Origin of the sequence: Myroides sp. N17-2 (assembly GCF_002286775.1) — a bacterium.
In the GTDB taxonomy this organism is placed as follows: domain Bacteria; phylum Bacteroidota; class Bacteroidia; order Flavobacteriales; family Flavobacteriaceae; genus Flavobacterium.
The window spans coordinates 1-16,675 of the sequence record NZ_NSGJ01000025.1 but is presented as its reverse complement, the minus strand read 5'-3'; the positions used below and the strand labels follow the sequence as shown (position 1 = coordinate 16,675).

Here is a 16,675-nt window from a genome sequence, read left to right as displayed (position 1 = left end):
CTAATACCTCACGTATCACCAAATGAAACAATAGTGGAGATAGACGAATTTCGTCTCTATTTTACTTTGGTGAGGACTATGTTATGTTTTTGTAGTTAACTAATTCTATTTACCCTTTTCAAGACTCTTGCAAAGGTCAGGGTATTATCGTTAGTATTTTGTACCTAGGGAAGAAAACGCCACTTTTTACCACTTTTTGGCTAATTATGCCTATTCGGTCTTAAAACACAAATAATTATATAAAATCTCCAATCCCTTATGTACACTAGGATTGAAAGGGTATATCAGAGGGTTTGTTCGGGAGGCGTTGTAGAACGCTTTGGTAGTTCTTCGGAAAAAGGGCTCTCTTTCCGAACAATTGTTGGATTCTTCCGCAGGCGTTCCGAAGAAAGGTGTGATTTGTGTGTATTAAAATACTGAAAATCAATTGTTTGTAATAATTAAAAATGGTCAATTTAGGCAAAAAGTAGTCATTTTTGGTCTTTTTTGCCTAAAAGTTCCTTGAGATCAAGGATAGTATTTTAGTTTACATAGTTTTGCAAAGTAGTTAAATAATTCTGTTTTAGAATCTATCCTGATGGAAATACAGATTTAAGGTTAAAGATTAATTTTAATCAATCAGTATTTGAATTTAAAGGAGAGGAGTATACCTTTGATCAGTTATATGAAGTGATTCATAAAGAAATTATATAGTGATGAAAGAAATAAGATTTATAGATAGTGCTTATCCATATGCACACGACATTAAGGAATTCAGTTGGTTTGGGAGAATAGATGAAGATCTGAAACTGTGGTTTGATCTACATTTAAAAACAGATGATTATTATAGTAAAGAAGAGGATATCGAGGAGGAAGATGAGGACGAAGACGATGAAGGAGAGTACACTAGTGATGTACAGTGGAAGTCAAAGATAGTATGGGATAATTACCACTGCTGTACTATGTCATCATCGTATTGGTCAGATGAACAAGGGATTTTATTAAATGCAGGCGGAGATAAGTTTGATTTCTCAAGAGTAGAGAATCACATTTTTAAGCTAGATACGTTGCCTTTAGGAGATGATGTGGATTATGATGATTTGGCCTTTAGTATTTATCTACTAGGACACGATACTTGTGCTAATCACACGATTCAATTTGCTAAAACTACACAAGATCAGTTTAGAATAAATTGGATAGGAAATGTAGCATTAACTTATGGAGGATTTACTGATTTTGATCATTCTTTTGAGGCTGTTATAGAAGATGTCTTTTTTGAAGGGTTTCGCTATCCTCAAGAGTGGACGCAAGAACAAGCATTAGAGAACTTTAGCAAGGTATTAGCTGATCTAGAGCAATGGGAATTAATAGATCTTAATCCTAAAAGTTTTAAACGAGAATATAAATTAATGAGGAGAGTATAGCATGTATATTTCTAGCTTGTAATAGCGGATTAAAGAAGAATTAATTAACAAGTGTTTTGCATTCTTAGAGGGTGTATAATTTAGAGAAATATGTATCTTTCACCTTGTAAATAGAGATCCTTAAATGCGTTTTGTAAACTTGGGGAGTAGTAAAAATAATACATTCTTTAGCATATGGGAATAATCGTAGGTGGAGTAGTAATAGATAAGAATTATCAGTCTGATATAGAGGGTTTAGAACGTATATTAGGTAAGAAATTAGTCTATGAAGGAGATACGATTTTTAAAAAAGCCTCTGTCAATGAACAGGAGGCAGATAACTGTGAAGTGTACTTCTCAGATAGAGGAACTTTAGTGTTGACTTCTATTGAGAGGGCATCTATTCTTCATAAAGCAATAGGGCAAGAGGTTTTATCTTTTGTGATAGATGAAGAGTCTATGGCATTTGGGTTAAACTACACTCGTAATAACTTCTTAGTGCGTAAAGTATTAGAAGTAGAAGGAGATATCGTAGAGAGTAAAGGTGAATTGCTTGATTTTGAAGAAGGCGAAGAGGATAAGCTAGAGTTGATATACCACGTGATAGAAGAGCTATTAGATGAGTATATTTGGGACATAGAACCTCAAGAGAAGTGTATCAGTTATCGATTGGTTAGCTTAGAGGTAGATGATCAAGATTTAGAAATGGCTTCTTATGTTATTAATACCGTTGAATTTGATGATTTAGAAGAGGTTTCTGCACTAAAGGATGATAAGCAAATCATCAATACAAAAGAGGAAATAACCAAGGTTAAGAGATCTAAAGAATCAATCCTGAAGAAGGTTATTAAAGGAATTAAATTAAGAGGATAATAGAGTGTATTATACTAGATCCTTAAATCTAGACATAATAAAAAGGGAGAAATAATCTAATTATTTCTCCCTTTTTATATCTTCAGTAAATGAAGATTGTATATCTATCTTAGAAGTTGTCTTTTTTCTCAACAGGTTTGTTCTTGTTGATTTCATCTTGAAGTTGACGGCGGATCTTTTGCTCGCGTTCTAGAGATGATTTTCTTAGCTCATCAAGTTCTGCTTCAGTTTCTGCTAACTTGCTTTGTGCTTCTTTAATGCTAGAGAAACTCTTCTTAAATCTATAGTAAATCACGCCTAAAAGACCTACTAGAAGTCCCATAATAGACCATATAATAGTCATAAAAGTAGATTTCTCAGAAGACATCCCTAATACATCTATATTCGTATTAGTAGCTAATGTAGTAGCAAGTGAATCTTGTGTTATCTTTAACTGCGAAGTTAATGACTCAACAGATTCTTTATGTTCTAAAGACGCGTCTTTATTGTTCACGATAGTTAGTTGTAACTTCGTAAGAGAGTCATTTACGTTCTTTTGTAACTGTTGAAGTTTATCTAATTGTACAATTTTAGAGTTTTGCCAATTCGTTGATTCATTTAAAAGTGTGTTGAATTGGTTATCTATTGTATTCTGATTGTCTTGTGCAAAACCAGCCAAGTTAATTGCAAGTAAAGCAACAGCTAATGTTAATTTGTTTTTCATCAATTTTTTTTCTTCCTATATGTCCAGAACTGACACTTGTTATTAGATAATTTTAGCCTTTGGTGTACCTACTCTTATATTCTGAATAGGTAAAAACAGATAATAAATAACGTAATATAGTATATTAATGCGCTACCTATTTCTTAGAAAAGATGAATAAATTATGGTTTATATTCAGAATCCTTATCTGTCTTTGTTTACTTGTGCAATATATAAAATGTTTAGTATTATCTAAAATTGTTTTAAAATTCTAATAAAATTTAAATAGATAACAGTATATAGTTCGATATCAGTATGTTTATTTGGTTTATAGGTGTGATATTTTAAATAAAATGGAATAAAACTGAATGTTTCGATTACTTGAATGCTCTTATTTTAGGAATATTAAGAGTTAAAAACGTTAAATAGTGCCATTATTTTATGTTTTATAAATTAAATTTTGTTGTCTTAAGATAAAATGAATGCCTATATTTTAGCGTGTTTTAATAATATAAGTTTGCAATTGTATTTATAGTGTAAATAAGTATTTAGTACCATTACCTTATTTAGATAAACAAAGTTTGGACGACTTTGTTGTGCATAAAAAAAGCCATCGATTTCTCAATGGCTTTATTCTATAACTATAAGGCTTTTGTTTAAAAGCTTTTGTATAAGATTATTTGTTTTCTGATATATAGGTACCGAAAGTAAGAGCAGGTTTTACAAAAGATTTATTTGTATCACTTGCTTTTACGAAAGTAGTATTTACTAAACGGATAGTGTGTTGTAGTTTTGCAGGAGAACCATCTACAGGTTCAGTCCATCTAGAACTAATTGCTATCTGTCCTTTAGGAGCAGCCCATAACTCTACTAATTTATTTGGGTTATTAGCATTCGATCCAGGGATGTCACCTGCGTTATTACATACATCTTTTACATTGATACCACCGCGTTCATATTTCTTTAAAATAACTAATCTTTTGTCATTAAGTTCAATTATAGCATCAGAAGTAGTCGCATCTTTAGGAAGATCTGCTTCAGTAAGATTAACGATCAGTGCTTCTGTATCTGCTAAACTATATAGTGAGTTGTTACAGTTATAGTTATTAAGACCTTTATTATTATTGTTAGTAAAAGCAAAGGCTAAAGTTCTATTTGCATAGTTAGTAGTACCAAATAGCATTTTATCGTATTTGATATTTGTTTGTCCCTCACTAAAGTTAACATTTAGCAATGAGAAGATATACTGATATACTAAAGCAACAGAGTTGTTCGCTTCTTGTACATTATTAGTAATCTGAAGATTTCTACTGATAATAACTGTTCCTCCAGGAGATGCAGGTATGCTCTGTATCACTGATGGTGTAGCAGGTGGAGGTAAGTTACAGATAGATTTACCTTCTACCTTATCTGTATATTTTCTATACTCTAGAGAAGTAGTAGTTCCATCTATTTCTATTTCAGCTCCAGCTACAGTCTCATCTTTCATAATGTTATCCGCATCTACTACTAAGATAAGAGCTTCATCTTTCTGTAGCTTATAGAAGATTTTCTCGGCACCAGGTGTACCACATCTTTGTACAGCATTATCTTTACTGAAGTCGATGTCTTTATATACTAAATTACCATCATTGCAAGAGGTAAGTAAAAACATAAGAGAAATACCAGCAAGGGTAAAAAACTTTTTCATCTGTTGTGAATCTATTATTATGTTCAGCAAAAATAGTTTTTTTCTTTCTATAAAACAGACTACTGATAGATATTATGTTTTTTATAGGCTTTAATCATACTATAGAGACTATATTGATCGGATAAGAGGATAGAGGGGAAGCTATAAGAGGTAATGGTAGTAGTGTGTTTTTATAATGTGATTAATAGGTTGATTATGTTATGGTTAAAATTAGTTTGGCATAGTGATGAAATTTGTAGCTGAGTTTACTTCAGTGGATGTAGTATTTGTCTATATTTGAAAATGTTAATTTGACCCAAAATATGTGATAGACAAATAAACCAAAAGTAATTATACAAAATAGGTCTGAATTAGTGATTCAAGCATACTGTAGTATGGTTGTAGAGCTAATGAAAGAGCTATGAAGTAGAATTGCTTTGTAGTATTTGACTAGCACGTAATGTGGGTTTAACCATAATAAACACCACTAACCATATGAGTAATTCTGCAGTTAAGACTAATTATCCTGCGTTATATACACTAGTTACCGTTTTTTTCTTTTGGGGATTTTTTGGAGCTGGTAATAGTATTTTTATCCCTTTTTGTAAGGCGTACTTTCATTTAGATCAGTTTCAGTCACAGTTGATTGATTTTGCTTTCTATACCGCCTATTATTCAGGGGCATTACTTCTTTTTATTTTAAGCACTATTAGAGGAAAAGATCTAGTAACAAGTTATGGCTATAAGAAGTCAATTGTATTTGGTTTATTATTCTCGGCAGTAGGATCAGGATTAATGATTTGGGCTGTGAATGTCAACATATATATTGCTTTATTAGTAGGATTATTTGTAGTAGCACTAGGATTCTCATTACAGCAGATAGCAGCTAACCCTTTGGTTATATCAGTAGGGGATCCTAAGACAGGTACAAGTAGAGTAAGTTTAGGAGGAGCGATAAATTCACTAGGAGGTACGATAGGTCCACTGTTAATGGCATTTGCCTTATTTGGTAGTACGGTAGCATTGACAGATGATCAGATACAGCATTTGAGTTTATCTAGTATGACCATGTTATATGCAGGAGTGGGATCTTTATTCGTTATCGCGGCTGCACTATTTAGATTTTCTAAGAAAATACCGGATGGGGTAAGAATAGAACCTATGGAATCTGCTAAAAAAGCGATAGGTACATTAGTGACGATGACTGTTCTGCTAGTGATGATTTATGTGCCAGTATTTAATACGTATAGCAATCATTCTCTTGCTCCTATAGAAGTAATCACAACAGAAAGAGAGAAGTTAGTCTCAATATTGGAAACTAGTACTGACGAATCAGCAAAACAAGCGATAGAGAGTAAGGTTGTTAATCTAGATCTAGATAAAAAAGAATATACAGAGGCACTTGATAATAAACGTATAATACTGTTAAGTACAGCGTTATTAGTGATAGGAGGAGCTATATTTTATGCATACCGCAGTAGTAAGAAAAACCAGCAAGGTTGGGGAGCGATGCAGTACCCACAGTTGTTATTGGGGATGTTTGGTATTTTTGCTTATGTAGGTGTAGAGGTAAGTATCGGAAGTAATCTAGGTGAATTATTAAAGTTAGAAGAATTCGGAAGCTTACAGTCTTCACAGATTACCCCTTATATTTCGATGTATTGGGGAAGTTTAATGATTGGTCGTTGGGCTGGAGCAGTGAGTGTGTTTAACTTGTCTAAGACACGCGAACTTATAGCGATGATAGTTGTTCCTTTCTTAGCATACTTTGCTGTACTAGGCGCTAATTATATGGCAGGTAATGATGTTACACCATTATATTACTACTCTATTTGCGTTGTATTACAGATTATATTGACTTATTGGGCTAAGAATAAATCAGCGAGAACATTAGTAATGTTTAGCTTGTTTGGACTAGTAGCGATGATAGTAGGATTATTTAGTTCAGGAGTAGTAGCTATCTATGCTTTCTTAGCAGGAGGGTTAGCGTGTAGTGTACTTTGGCCAGCTATTTTTAATATTGCCATTATAGGTTTAGGAAAGTATACTGCTCAGGGATCTTCACTTCTAATTATGATGATCTTAGGAGGAGGGATTATACCACCGATACAAGGTAAAGTAGCTGATATTATTGGGATTCACCAGTCGTATGTAGTGAGTTTATTGTGTTTTGTTTACTTGCTTATTTTTGGTATTGTAGCTAAAAGGGTATTGCTAAAACAAAATATTGAGATTGATAATATAGCCTAGAAGAACAATTGAAATAAAATAAAGTAATTTGAAGTATATACTTTAAATTTGCTAATTGACTTGTACTAATATTACGAGTTTTATTACATTTGCGAATACGTGACAATTATAGACAATACAAAACTACTCTTGGTAACAAGAGATTAACAATAATAGACCAACAGAAAATACAATGAAACACGTTTATCTAGATAATGCTGCGACTACATCTGTACGTCCAGAGGTGATAGAAGAAATGGTGAATGTTCTTAGAAATGATTATGGTAATCCATCTTCGACATACGCTATCGGTAGACACGCAAAAGCATTAGTTGAAAATGCAAGAAAGGTAATTGCAAAGCAATTTAATGTATCTTCTTCTGAGATTATATTCACATCATGTGGAACAGAAGGAAATAACTGGATCTTGCGTTCTGCAGTTCGTGATTTAGGAATTAAGAGAATTATTACAACTAAATTAGAACACCATGCTGTGTTAAACACAGTGAAGCAATTAAATGCTGAGTTCGGTGTTGAGTTAGTGTTTTTAGATATTCTACCATCTAGTGAGATTGATTATGCTCAGTTAGAAGAGTTGCTTAAAGATGATTCTAAGCCAACGTTAGTTACTTTAATGCACGTAAATAATGAAGTAGGTACAGAGTTAGATTTAAAACGTGTAGCTGCATTATGTGAAGCGAACCATGCTTTATTCCATTGTGATACTGTGCAGTCTATCGGTAAGACTAGAATCGACTTAACAGAGACTCCTATTGACTTTATCGTAGCTAGTGCACATAAGTTTCACGGACCTAAGGGAATAGGGTTTGCGTTTATCCGCAAAAAGAATGTGATTAAACCAGTTCTTTTTGGTGGAGAGCAAGAGAAAGGACTTAGAGCAGGAACAGAGGGAGTACACCAAGTAGTAGGTATGGCTAAGGCATTAGAGATGGCTTATGATTTATTAGAAGAAGAGAGTGCTCATATCGCTAGTATTAAGGAATACTGTAAAACAAGATTGTTAGAAGTATATCCTGATGTGTGTTTTAATGGTAACAATGTAGGGTTTTACAATATCCTAAATGTATTATTACCACTATCAGAAGAGAAAGCTGCAATGATGTTATTCCAGTTAGATATGAAGGGTATCGCAGTATCAAGAGGAAGTGCATGTCAATCAGGTAGCCAAAAACCATCACATGTATTATCACAATTTTTATGTGCAGAGGACTTGAAAAAACCAAGTTTAAGACTTTCATTTGGACATGAGAATACAAAAGAAGATATAGATGTTTTAATAGATGTATTAAAAACAATCTAATCTATAAAGAGATTAAGAAATAGAAAAACCACTCTGTTAAGAGTGGTTTTTCTGTTTAATATACTTGTGTCTAGTTATTTATTTTGGAAAAAATCGCCAGCAAAAGGATTGTCCACTAGCCATAACCATAGACCATCATCGTTCTTTTTCATCATACAACTTGTCGCCCCTTTCATTTCAATAGGGTTGCCATCAGGCATTACTGCATTCATAGACCACTTGTCTATCCAAATAGCATGATCACCAACTATTGTTGCTTTATGGCTATCGCCAATTATCTCCGGTTTCCAATTACACAGATGTTGCATTGCTATCTTTATATTATCTAATCCCCTGATCTCTGATCCATCTCTATCAATATATACTGCATCTTTATCAAAGCAGCTCAATGCTCCTTCTAAATCCCCATTCACAATACAACTACGGAAATACTTTACAGCACTTTCAGGTGTTTTTCTATCAAATTGTTTCATTATTATGTTTTTACTGTTGTTTAGTGATTGTAATCAGACTATAAAAGAGCCTATTTTTACTTTTCAAATATACACATATATCAACTTAATAGAGGAATTGCTGTGCATAGTTTAAAGATATATAGTCTTTGATAGTATAGTCCGCAATAAGTAACAAAAGGCACTATGAAGATAAATGTGTGACTCAAATTTTATTGGATAGGATGGTTTAGTATCTATAAAAGATACTTTTACTCAAAAAAGAGAAAAGTTCACTAAAAATAAGATTGCTTTACATTAACATTAGCATTAAATTTGCGGAAACAACACAACACTTATGAGTTCAAATAATAGATACGCTCTACGCGGAGTTTCTGCTGAGAAGGAAGACGTTCACAATGCAATTAAGAATATTGACAAAGGATTATTTCCAAAGGCTTTCTGTAAGATAGTTCCTGATTACTTAACAGGAGATGAAGATTACTGTCTGATTATGCACGCTGATGGTGCCGGTACGAAGTCTTCATTGGCTTATATGTATTGGAAGGAGACAGGAGATATCTCTGTATGGAAAGGAATCGCGCAGGATGCTTTGATTATGAATATCGATGATTTACTATGCGTAGGGGCTATAGATAATATTATGCTATCTAGCACTATAGGGCGTAATAAAAACTTGGTGCCTGGTGAAGTACTTTCTGCTATTATTAACGGGACAGAAGAGTTAATCAATGAATTAAAGACATTCGGAGTGACTATACACTCTACAGGAGGAGAGACTGCAGATGTAGGTGATTTAGTTCGCACGATCATTGTAGATTCTACTGTGACTGCACGAATGAAGAGAAGTGATGTAATCAACAATGCTAATATCGAGGCTGGAGATGTAATCGTAGGATTAGAATCATTCGGTCAAGCTACATACGAGAAAGGATACAATGGAGGAATGGGAAGTAATGGATTAACTTCTGCAAGACACGATGTATTCGATCATTCATTAGCAACTAAATACCCTGAAAGTTATGATTCGTCTGTACCAGAAGAATTAGTATACTCAGGAAAAGTACAATTAACAGACGCAGTAGAGGGATCTCCTATAGATGCAGGTAAGTTAGTTTTATCACCTACTCGTACGTATGCGCCTATTATTAAGGCTATACTAGATAAATACAAGTCAGATGAAGTACACGGTATGATTCACTGTAGTGGTGGAGCACAAACTAAGATTCTTCACTTCATCGACAAATTACATATTATTAAAGATAATATGTTCCCAGTTCCTCCGTTATTTAAACTAATTCAAGAGCAGTCTAATACAGACTGGAGAGAGATGTACCAAGTGTTTAACTCAGGTCACCGTATGGAATTATACGTTAAGCCAAAAGTAGCAGCTGATATAATCGCTATCTCAGAATCATTTAATGTTAAGGCGCAAATAGTAGGACGTGTAGAGGCTTCAGAAGATAAGAAGTTGACAATCACATCTGAATACGGAAGATTTACATACTAAGAATAAAAAACTATATTATAAAATGGCAAGATTGCTTTCTATTGACTTCGGTAAAAAACGTACAGGAATAGCTGTATCAGATGATTTTCAAATAATAGCATCAGGATTAACGACAGTCGATACAGAGCAACTATTGCCGTTCTTGAAAGACTATTTTCAAAAGGAGAATGTAGAGAGGGTAATCATAGGAGAGCCTAAGCGCTTAAATAATGAACCTTCTGAAGTAGTTCCTATATTAAATAGTTTTATCGAAAAGTTTAGTCAGTCTTTCCCTACTATGCCAGTAGAGCGCATAGATGAGAGATTTACTTCTAAAATGGCTTTTCAAACGATGATTGACAGCGGGCTTAAAAAGAAGCAAAGACAGAATAAAGCTTTGATCGACGAGATTGCAGCAACTATTATTCTGCAAGACTATATGAGAAAATAGCAGTCAATCATTTTTATATTTATTTAAGAAAAGTTATGGTCTTATTCTCTTAAATAAACAGTAATTTTGCATATAAATAAATCCGATATAATGTCAAGTATACAAAAATCAGAGGCTGATGTTGTTTTGGTAGGAGCAGGTATTATGAGTGCTACTCTCGGAGTCCTACTGAAAGAGCTGAAACCAAACTTAAAAATAGAGGTTATTGAGCGTCTCGACAGTGCGGCTGCCGAAAGTTCTGATGCAATGAATAATGCAGGAACTGGACACTCTGCGTTTTGTGAATTAAATTATACGCCTGAAAAAGCAGACGGTACAATAGATGCTAGTAAGGCAATCAATATTGTAGAGCAATTCGAAGTTTCTCGCCAATTTTGGTCTTACTTGGTTAATAAGAACATTCTTAAGAACCCAAGTAATTTTATCCATACAGTACCTCATATGAGCTATGTATGGGGAGAAAATAACGTTAACTACCTTAGAAAACGTTATAATGAGTTACAGAAATACCCATTGTTTCAACAAATGGAGTTCTCTGATAACCACGATAAAATAAAAGAATGGGCTCCATTAATTATGGAAGGCCGTAAAGATGAGGATGTATGTGCTGCTACGCATATGTCTTTCGGAACAGATGTTAACTTCGGTGATTTAACTCGCCAACTTTTCGACCACTTAAAAGATGAGGATGGAGTTAATATGACTTTTAACTGTGAAGTTACAGATATTAAAAAAGTTGGTTCTGATTGGACAGTTTCTTCAACAGATAGCAAAGGACAAAAGAGAGTCGTTACGACTAAGTTTGTTTTTGTTGGTGCTGGAGGAGGTGCTATTCTATTACTTCAAAAAGCTGATATTCCTGAGAGTAAAGGTTATGGAGGTTTCCCTGTAGGAGGAGAGTGGCTAGTATGTCGTAACCCTGAGGTAGTGAAGCAACATATGGCTAAAGTATATGGTATGGCTTCAGTAGGAGCGCCACCGATGTCTGTGCCTCACTTAGACACTAGGTTTATCGATGGGAAGCATTCATTGCTTTTCGGACCATATGCTGGTTTCTCGACTAAGTTTTTAAAGCAAGGTTCATACTGGGACTTAATTAAGTCTTTAGAATTTAATAATATCGGGCCTATGTTAGGAGCTGGTATGCGTAATATGGATTTGACTAAATACTTAATAGAACAAGTATTACAATCGTCAAAATCTCGTTATGAAGCACTTAGAGAGTACTACCCTGATGCTAAAGATGAGGATTGGAAATTAGAGCAAGCTGGACAACGTGTACAGGTTATTAAGAAAGATAAAGATGGTAAAGGTGTCCTTCAGTTCGGTACAGAAGTAGTAAGTGCAGCTGATGGATCTATAGCTGCTTTATTAGGAGCTTCACCTGGAGCTTCAACAGCAACTCCGATTATGCTAAAATTACTTTCACAGTGTTTTAAAGAAGAGTTTAAATCAGCTGAATGGCAAGCTAAGTTTAAAGAAATGATTCCTACATTCGGAGTTAAATTAAACGAACACCCTGAATTAGTAGCAGAGGTAAGAGAAAAGACAGGAAAGGTATTAAAAATATACCCTTATAATTAATAATAGGAAAGCACTCTATCTTTAGAGTGCTTTTTTTGTGGACGCAGACTAATAATAGTCTGCGTTTTTTGTTTATAGAGGAATTGTTATTTCTTAATCCCAAAATCCGTGATAGACATACAAACGAATAGTAATTATACAAGATAGGTCTGAATTAGCGATACAAGCATACTATAGTATGGTTTTAGAGCTAATGAAAGAGCTATGAAGTAGAATTGCTTTGTAGTATTTGGCTAATGCGGATTTTGGGTTAATGTATAGTGCTTTATATTAAGTGTTTTGTCATTTTGTATTTGTTTAATTTTGTCAAATTATGGTATTGAACTTTATTATTTATCAAAAATGGTGAATTATTCATAAAATGTGATTTTTATCGTCTATATTTACAGCTCTCTTACACCACACATATACAGGCAATGCTTAAGTCCCTAAAATTGCGAGGTAGAGTACTTTACCTCTGTTTTCCATTTACCTTATTGGTACTGTCTTTTGTGGCAGGCTGTCAGAAAGAAAAAGAGCATAGAGATTCTTTACATCAAACTATTTCTTCTTTCGTCAATGCATTCGATTATTACTTAGCTGATTCTATATTGCTTTCTAAAGTTGATACTATAGGTGAATTAGTTTTATCCATACCTAATTCTCGTGCTAATAGAGAGATAATAAAAGACTTTATAGATAAGACTAAGCCTAATAAAGTCTACAGTGATCAACTCTATAATTATGGCTTAGAAGATAGTGATAGTTCTAGTGTAGCAGATGCTTTATACTTAAAGAGTGAGTATTATTCTAGAAAGATTATGATGGATAGCTCTTTCTTTTATCTAAGCCAAGCAGAGAGATTGTTTTTAGAACTTAATGATTCCTTAGATTTAAGCCAATTTTATCTTCGAAAAGCTATTTTACTTACGAAGAACGGAGTGTTTTCAGAAGCAGAAAAACATATCGATCGATCTATTAATTATAATCCTACTACTATATCTGAAAGAACCAAAGTAGTTCAGTTTATGTTCTTAGGTGAGATATTTAGTGGTCTAGAAATGTTAGATGATGCACTACATTTTTATAATAGAGCTTTAAATATTTTAAATACTCCAAGTAAACCTGCTTATATGTTACCTTATGATATTAATCTGAATAAGGTTTATATTTATGATAACATCGCTAGATTATATATTAAACAAGGTAAATATAAGCAAGCTAGAGAATTGCTTCTGAAAACGATAGATAACTATATCGATCATTCAAATATCACATCAGAAAGATACTATGCTTTTGCTGCTATAGATTTAGCTAGAGTTAAAATGTTAGAAGAGGATTATGAAGGCGTAGAAGCACTTTTAAAACAAACATTGTGTATAGGAATTAAGAATAGTAACAAAATCTTGATTAATAACTCTAAGCTTGGTTTAGCAGAGTATCTGTATGCTACGGATCAAATAGACAAGGCAAAAATAGCCTTAGATGAAGTACAAGAGACTGTTAGGAGAGTAGGTGATTTTGATTCTCAGTTAAAAGCATTAGAAATACTTATAGCGTATGACTCTAGAAATGTAGAAAGCCACTTTATTGAATATAAGCAAATTAATAGACAGAATAAAGATGAAGCTAATATCTTAAGGAATTACTTTATTAGAATTAAGAATGAAGCTGATTTATTAAACACAGTGAATAGGGATCTTAATGCGAAAAACAAGCTATTGATGATTATGGGCGGCAGTTTGGTATTAGTGCTGTGTGTTATCTTGTTTATATATATATATCAGAATAAGTTAAGAAAAGTTGGCCTAAGTAAGATGTTCCAACGCGATACAGAACATTACTATAATTCAATTATTAATATCCAAAATTCTTTAGCCTTAGTTAAGGACAGAGAACGTGGTATGATTGCGAAAGAGTTAAATGATGGGGTGATAAATCGACTGTTTGCAGCTCGATTCTCTCTCGTGCAGCTCGAGAGAGAACAGATAGGTCATCAAAAAGATCTTTTAGTAAACGAAATCATAGAAGTAGAAAAGTATATTCGAGAAGTATCACATACTATTGTAAATGAAGGGAGTACGAAGATTCAGGAATTCGAACAGTTGCTAAGAGAATTAGTCTTGATGCAAAAAAAACAGTCCCTTATAGATTTTACTATTCAATTTGATCAACAACTGAATTTAGAGAAGTTGAGTCATAGGAAGAAGATTAATATTTATCGATCAATACAGGAGGTACTTATTAATGTGCATTTACATTCATTTGCACATAGTTGTAAGATATCGTTTAGTTATAAAGACACTACTTCTTTTGAAGTACGCATTGTTGATGATGGAGTAGGCTTTGATACAAGGTCAATAAGAAAAGGTTATGGACTATTACATATTAAAGAACGACTAGAGATGATAGAGGGAAAATTATTAGTTAATAGTAAACCGAAAGATGGAACGACATATTTATTCATTATAAGTAGCTAGAAGTAGAGAGCGATAATGAAGAGAAGGATATTGTTTCTCACGATATGTTTGTTTTTGCATTATATGTGTGTAAAATGTTTTGTGTTTACTGTTAATTGAAAATAGTAAGTATTTTAAATTCGTTTGTTTTATAATGATTATTCATTAAAAAATGTGAAAGTATCGGCAAATGATTTGTTCTATATATTTGCAATGTTTTTTGTAGATTTCAAAAGAAGTCTTTAGTAGTTTCTTTATAGTAAGAGAGAATATGATTATTAGGATAATTAAGTATTGTGTGTTTTTGTGTTTTTTCTTTTTATTCTTCAGTTGTAATGGAGGACTAGAGAAGAACAATACTAAATTAGAACAAGTTGATCAGTTCATAAAGAGCTATAATAGATTCAATGTATCAGAACGTGATAAGACTAGTGCAGATTCAGTTGGTAAAGTACTTTTAGGTTTAAAAAACACACCAGAAAGTAGAGATATACTGAGAAAATACATTTTATTAACGGGATCAGATCGCGTCTACATTGATGAACTTTTTAAGCGATCTGGAAAGAAAGAGGACTTAAAGAATGAGGCACAAGCTTATTTTCTACTAGGTCAGTTATTCGGAAAGAAGTTTCAGACAGATAGTACCTTTTATAACTATACGAAGGCAGCTTAAAGAATCTGATAGAGCGCTAGTATTGCTAGAAGATCCTGCAATAAAGAAGTTTTTTAATGAAGATGCGATACGACTTAATAAAGTAACAATCAATGCTAATATAGCGGAAATCTACATTAAGCAAAAGAACTATGAGAAGGCGAAGCTCTTAATACATTATACCATAGATAATCTTATTATTAATGAGTCAACCTATGATTCACTAATGCTAGCGCACTTATTATATAATCTTGCAGATGCTGATATTAAAAGCAATAATTATGTAGATGTTGAGAAGAATCTAAAGAATGCTATAAGTATACAGTTAAAGTATAATAACTTACAAGATTACAACTCTTATAAAATAACATTAGCGGAGTTCTATTATCTTACAGGAAATGAACAGGAGGGAAGGGAGACATTAGATGAAGTTATGATTTATGCTAAGAAGTATAATAACTACATATTAGAGAAGGATGCACTTTCTATTTTATTAAGGTATAAGAAAGATGATTACCGCACTAACTTCATTAGGTATGAAAAACTCCAAAGTCAAAAAGAGATGATTACTAGGGTAGGTGGTATATTATTCTTTATTGCTACGGTTGTTTTCTTTATCTTATTATTTAGACAGAAGTCTAAAGAAATGTCTTTAGTAAAACTCTTTCAGAAGGATACGGAGAAGTATTATAATTCTATTATGAATGTGCAGAATGAACTTGCAGAAACTAGACATCTCGAACGAAAAGATATAGCGAGGGAATTGCATGAGGGGGTACTAAACAGGTTGTTCGTTACTAGATTTCTCTTGATGCAAGTCAATAAAGATTCAGTAGAAGATCATAAAAATTCTCTTATTAATGAGGTTAAAAAAGTGGAACACTATATTCGAGGAGTATCTCACGCTTTAGCAAATGATGATGAGTTTAAGATTAATGAATTTGATCAATTACTAGAAGATTTAGTATTTATTCAGAATAGGAGTGAGACAACTAAGTTTCATTTGTATTTAGATACGAATATCTGTTTTAGTAAATTGAGTAATAAGTATAAAGTACATATTTATAGAATCGTACAGGAATGCCTTCAGAATGTGCATAAACACGCACAGGCGACAGAGTGTAATGTATCTTTTCTTGTGATAAGTGACACCACTTTTGAGGTTGTGATTAAAGATAATGGCTGCGGATTTAATACTGATATAGTCAAGAAAGGTATTGGTTTTGCAAACATAAAAGGTAGAATCGAACTGATGAATAGTCAGTTAGTCGTTGTCAGTATTAAAGAAGAAGGAACTAAGATTTCGTTTATTATAGAGTCGAAATATATACAAGATCAATAGCGTCCTAAATAAATTTAGCACATAGAATATCCTCCCACTTTAGTAGGATACGAGTATATATTTGATAATTTTTAAAACAGAATCCCCTGTTGTAATTTAGGAGGTGGCTTT

The 16,675-nt window shown here is 33.0% G+C and carries 13 protein-coding genes; 10 read left to right on the top strand and 3 right to left on the bottom strand.

The window, feature by feature from the left end; translation table 11 throughout:
- The first annotated feature begins 695 nt into the window (after positions 1-695).
- Complete coding sequence (locus tag CF599_RS11345) at positions 696-1,403, top strand: hypothetical protein (RefSeq protein ID WP_121966138.1); 708 nt, start codon at positions 696-698, stop codon at positions 1,401-1,403.
- Positions 1,404-1,577: 174 nt separating this feature from the next.
- Complete coding sequence (locus CF599_RS11340; protein ID WP_121966137.1) at positions 1,578-2,255, top strand: hypothetical protein; 678 nt, start codon at positions 1,578-1,580, stop codon at positions 2,253-2,255.
- A gap of 109 nt (positions 2,256-2,364) precedes the next feature.
- On the opposite strand, the gene CF599_RS11335 is transcribed toward CF599_RS11340, so the two are convergent.
- Together CF599_RS11335 and CF599_RS11330 are read right to left on the bottom strand one after the other, a co-directional pair.
- On the bottom strand, positions 2,365-2,958 hold the full coding sequence (locus CF599_RS11335) for a hypothetical protein (RefSeq protein WP_121966136.1): 594 nt from the start codon (positions 2,956-2,958) through the stop codon (positions 2,365-2,367).
- A 655-nt stretch (positions 2,959-3,613) separates the two neighbouring features.
- On the bottom strand, positions 3,614-4,627 hold the full coding sequence (locus tag CF599_RS11330) for a hypothetical protein (protein ID WP_121966135.1): 1,014 nt from the start codon (positions 4,625-4,627) through the stop codon (positions 3,614-3,616).
- 474 nt (positions 4,628-5,101) lie between these two features.
- On the opposite strand from CF599_RS11330, the gene CF599_RS11325 reads away from it, so the two are divergent.
- Both CF599_RS11325 and CF599_RS11320 read left to right on the top strand, forming a co-directional pair.
- Positions 5,102-6,856, top strand: a complete 1,755-nt coding sequence (locus CF599_RS11325; RefSeq protein WP_121966134.1) for an MFS transporter — start codon at positions 5,102-5,104, stop codon at positions 6,854-6,856.
- A gap of 172 nt (positions 6,857-7,028) precedes the next feature.
- Positions 7,029-8,156, top strand: a complete 1,128-nt coding sequence (locus tag CF599_RS11320) for a cysteine desulfurase family protein (protein ID WP_121966133.1) — start codon at positions 7,029-7,031, stop codon at positions 8,154-8,156.
- 74 nt (positions 8,157-8,230) lie between these two features.
- On the opposite strand, the gene CF599_RS11315 is transcribed toward CF599_RS11320, so the two are convergent.
- Positions 8,231-8,629 carry a nuclear transport factor 2 family protein gene (locus CF599_RS11315; protein ID WP_121966132.1) on the bottom strand — a complete coding sequence of 133 codons (399 nt, stop codon included), beginning with the start codon at positions 8,627-8,629 and terminating at the stop codon, positions 8,231-8,233.
- Between the two features lie 316 nt (positions 8,630-8,945).
- Here CF599_RS11315 and CF599_RS11310 point away from each other — a divergent pair, with 316 nt between their 5' ends.
- The 6 genes from CF599_RS11310 to CF599_RS11285 all read left to right on the top strand — a co-directional run bounded on the left by CF599_RS11310 (position 8,946) and on the right by CF599_RS11285 (position 16,564).
- Positions 8,946-10,118 (top strand): AIR synthase related protein, encoded by a 1,173-nt coding sequence (locus CF599_RS11310; RefSeq protein ID WP_121966131.1) that lies wholly within the window; start codon positions 8,946-8,948, stop codon positions 10,116-10,118.
- 22 nt (positions 10,119-10,140) lie between these two features.
- Positions 10,141-10,548 carry a Holliday junction resolvase RuvX gene (ruvX, locus tag CF599_RS11305; protein ID WP_121966130.1) on the top strand — a complete coding sequence of 136 codons (408 nt, stop codon included), beginning with the start codon at positions 10,141-10,143 and terminating at the stop codon, positions 10,546-10,548.
- Positions 10,549-10,620: 72 nt separating this feature from the next.
- Complete coding sequence (locus tag CF599_RS11300; protein WP_305800369.1) at positions 10,621-12,132, top strand: malate:quinone oxidoreductase; 1,512 nt, start codon at positions 10,621-10,623, stop codon at positions 12,130-12,132.
- Between the two features lie 416 nt (positions 12,133-12,548).
- Positions 12,549-14,591, top strand: a complete 2,043-nt coding sequence (locus CF599_RS11290; protein WP_254050286.1) for a hypothetical protein — start codon at positions 12,549-12,551, stop codon at positions 14,589-14,591.
- A 250-nt stretch (positions 14,592-14,841) separates the two neighbouring features.
- Complete coding sequence (locus CF599_RS19525) at positions 14,842-15,243, top strand: hypothetical protein (RefSeq protein ID WP_158221782.1); 402 nt, start codon at positions 14,842-14,844, stop codon at positions 15,241-15,243.
- Positions 15,244-15,265: 22 nt separating this feature from the next.
- Positions 15,266-16,564 carry an ATP-binding protein gene (locus CF599_RS11285; RefSeq protein WP_158221781.1) on the top strand — a complete coding sequence of 433 codons (1,299 nt, stop codon included), beginning with the start codon at positions 15,266-15,268 and terminating at the stop codon, positions 16,562-16,564.
- Positions 16,565-16,675 lie beyond the last annotated feature (111 nt).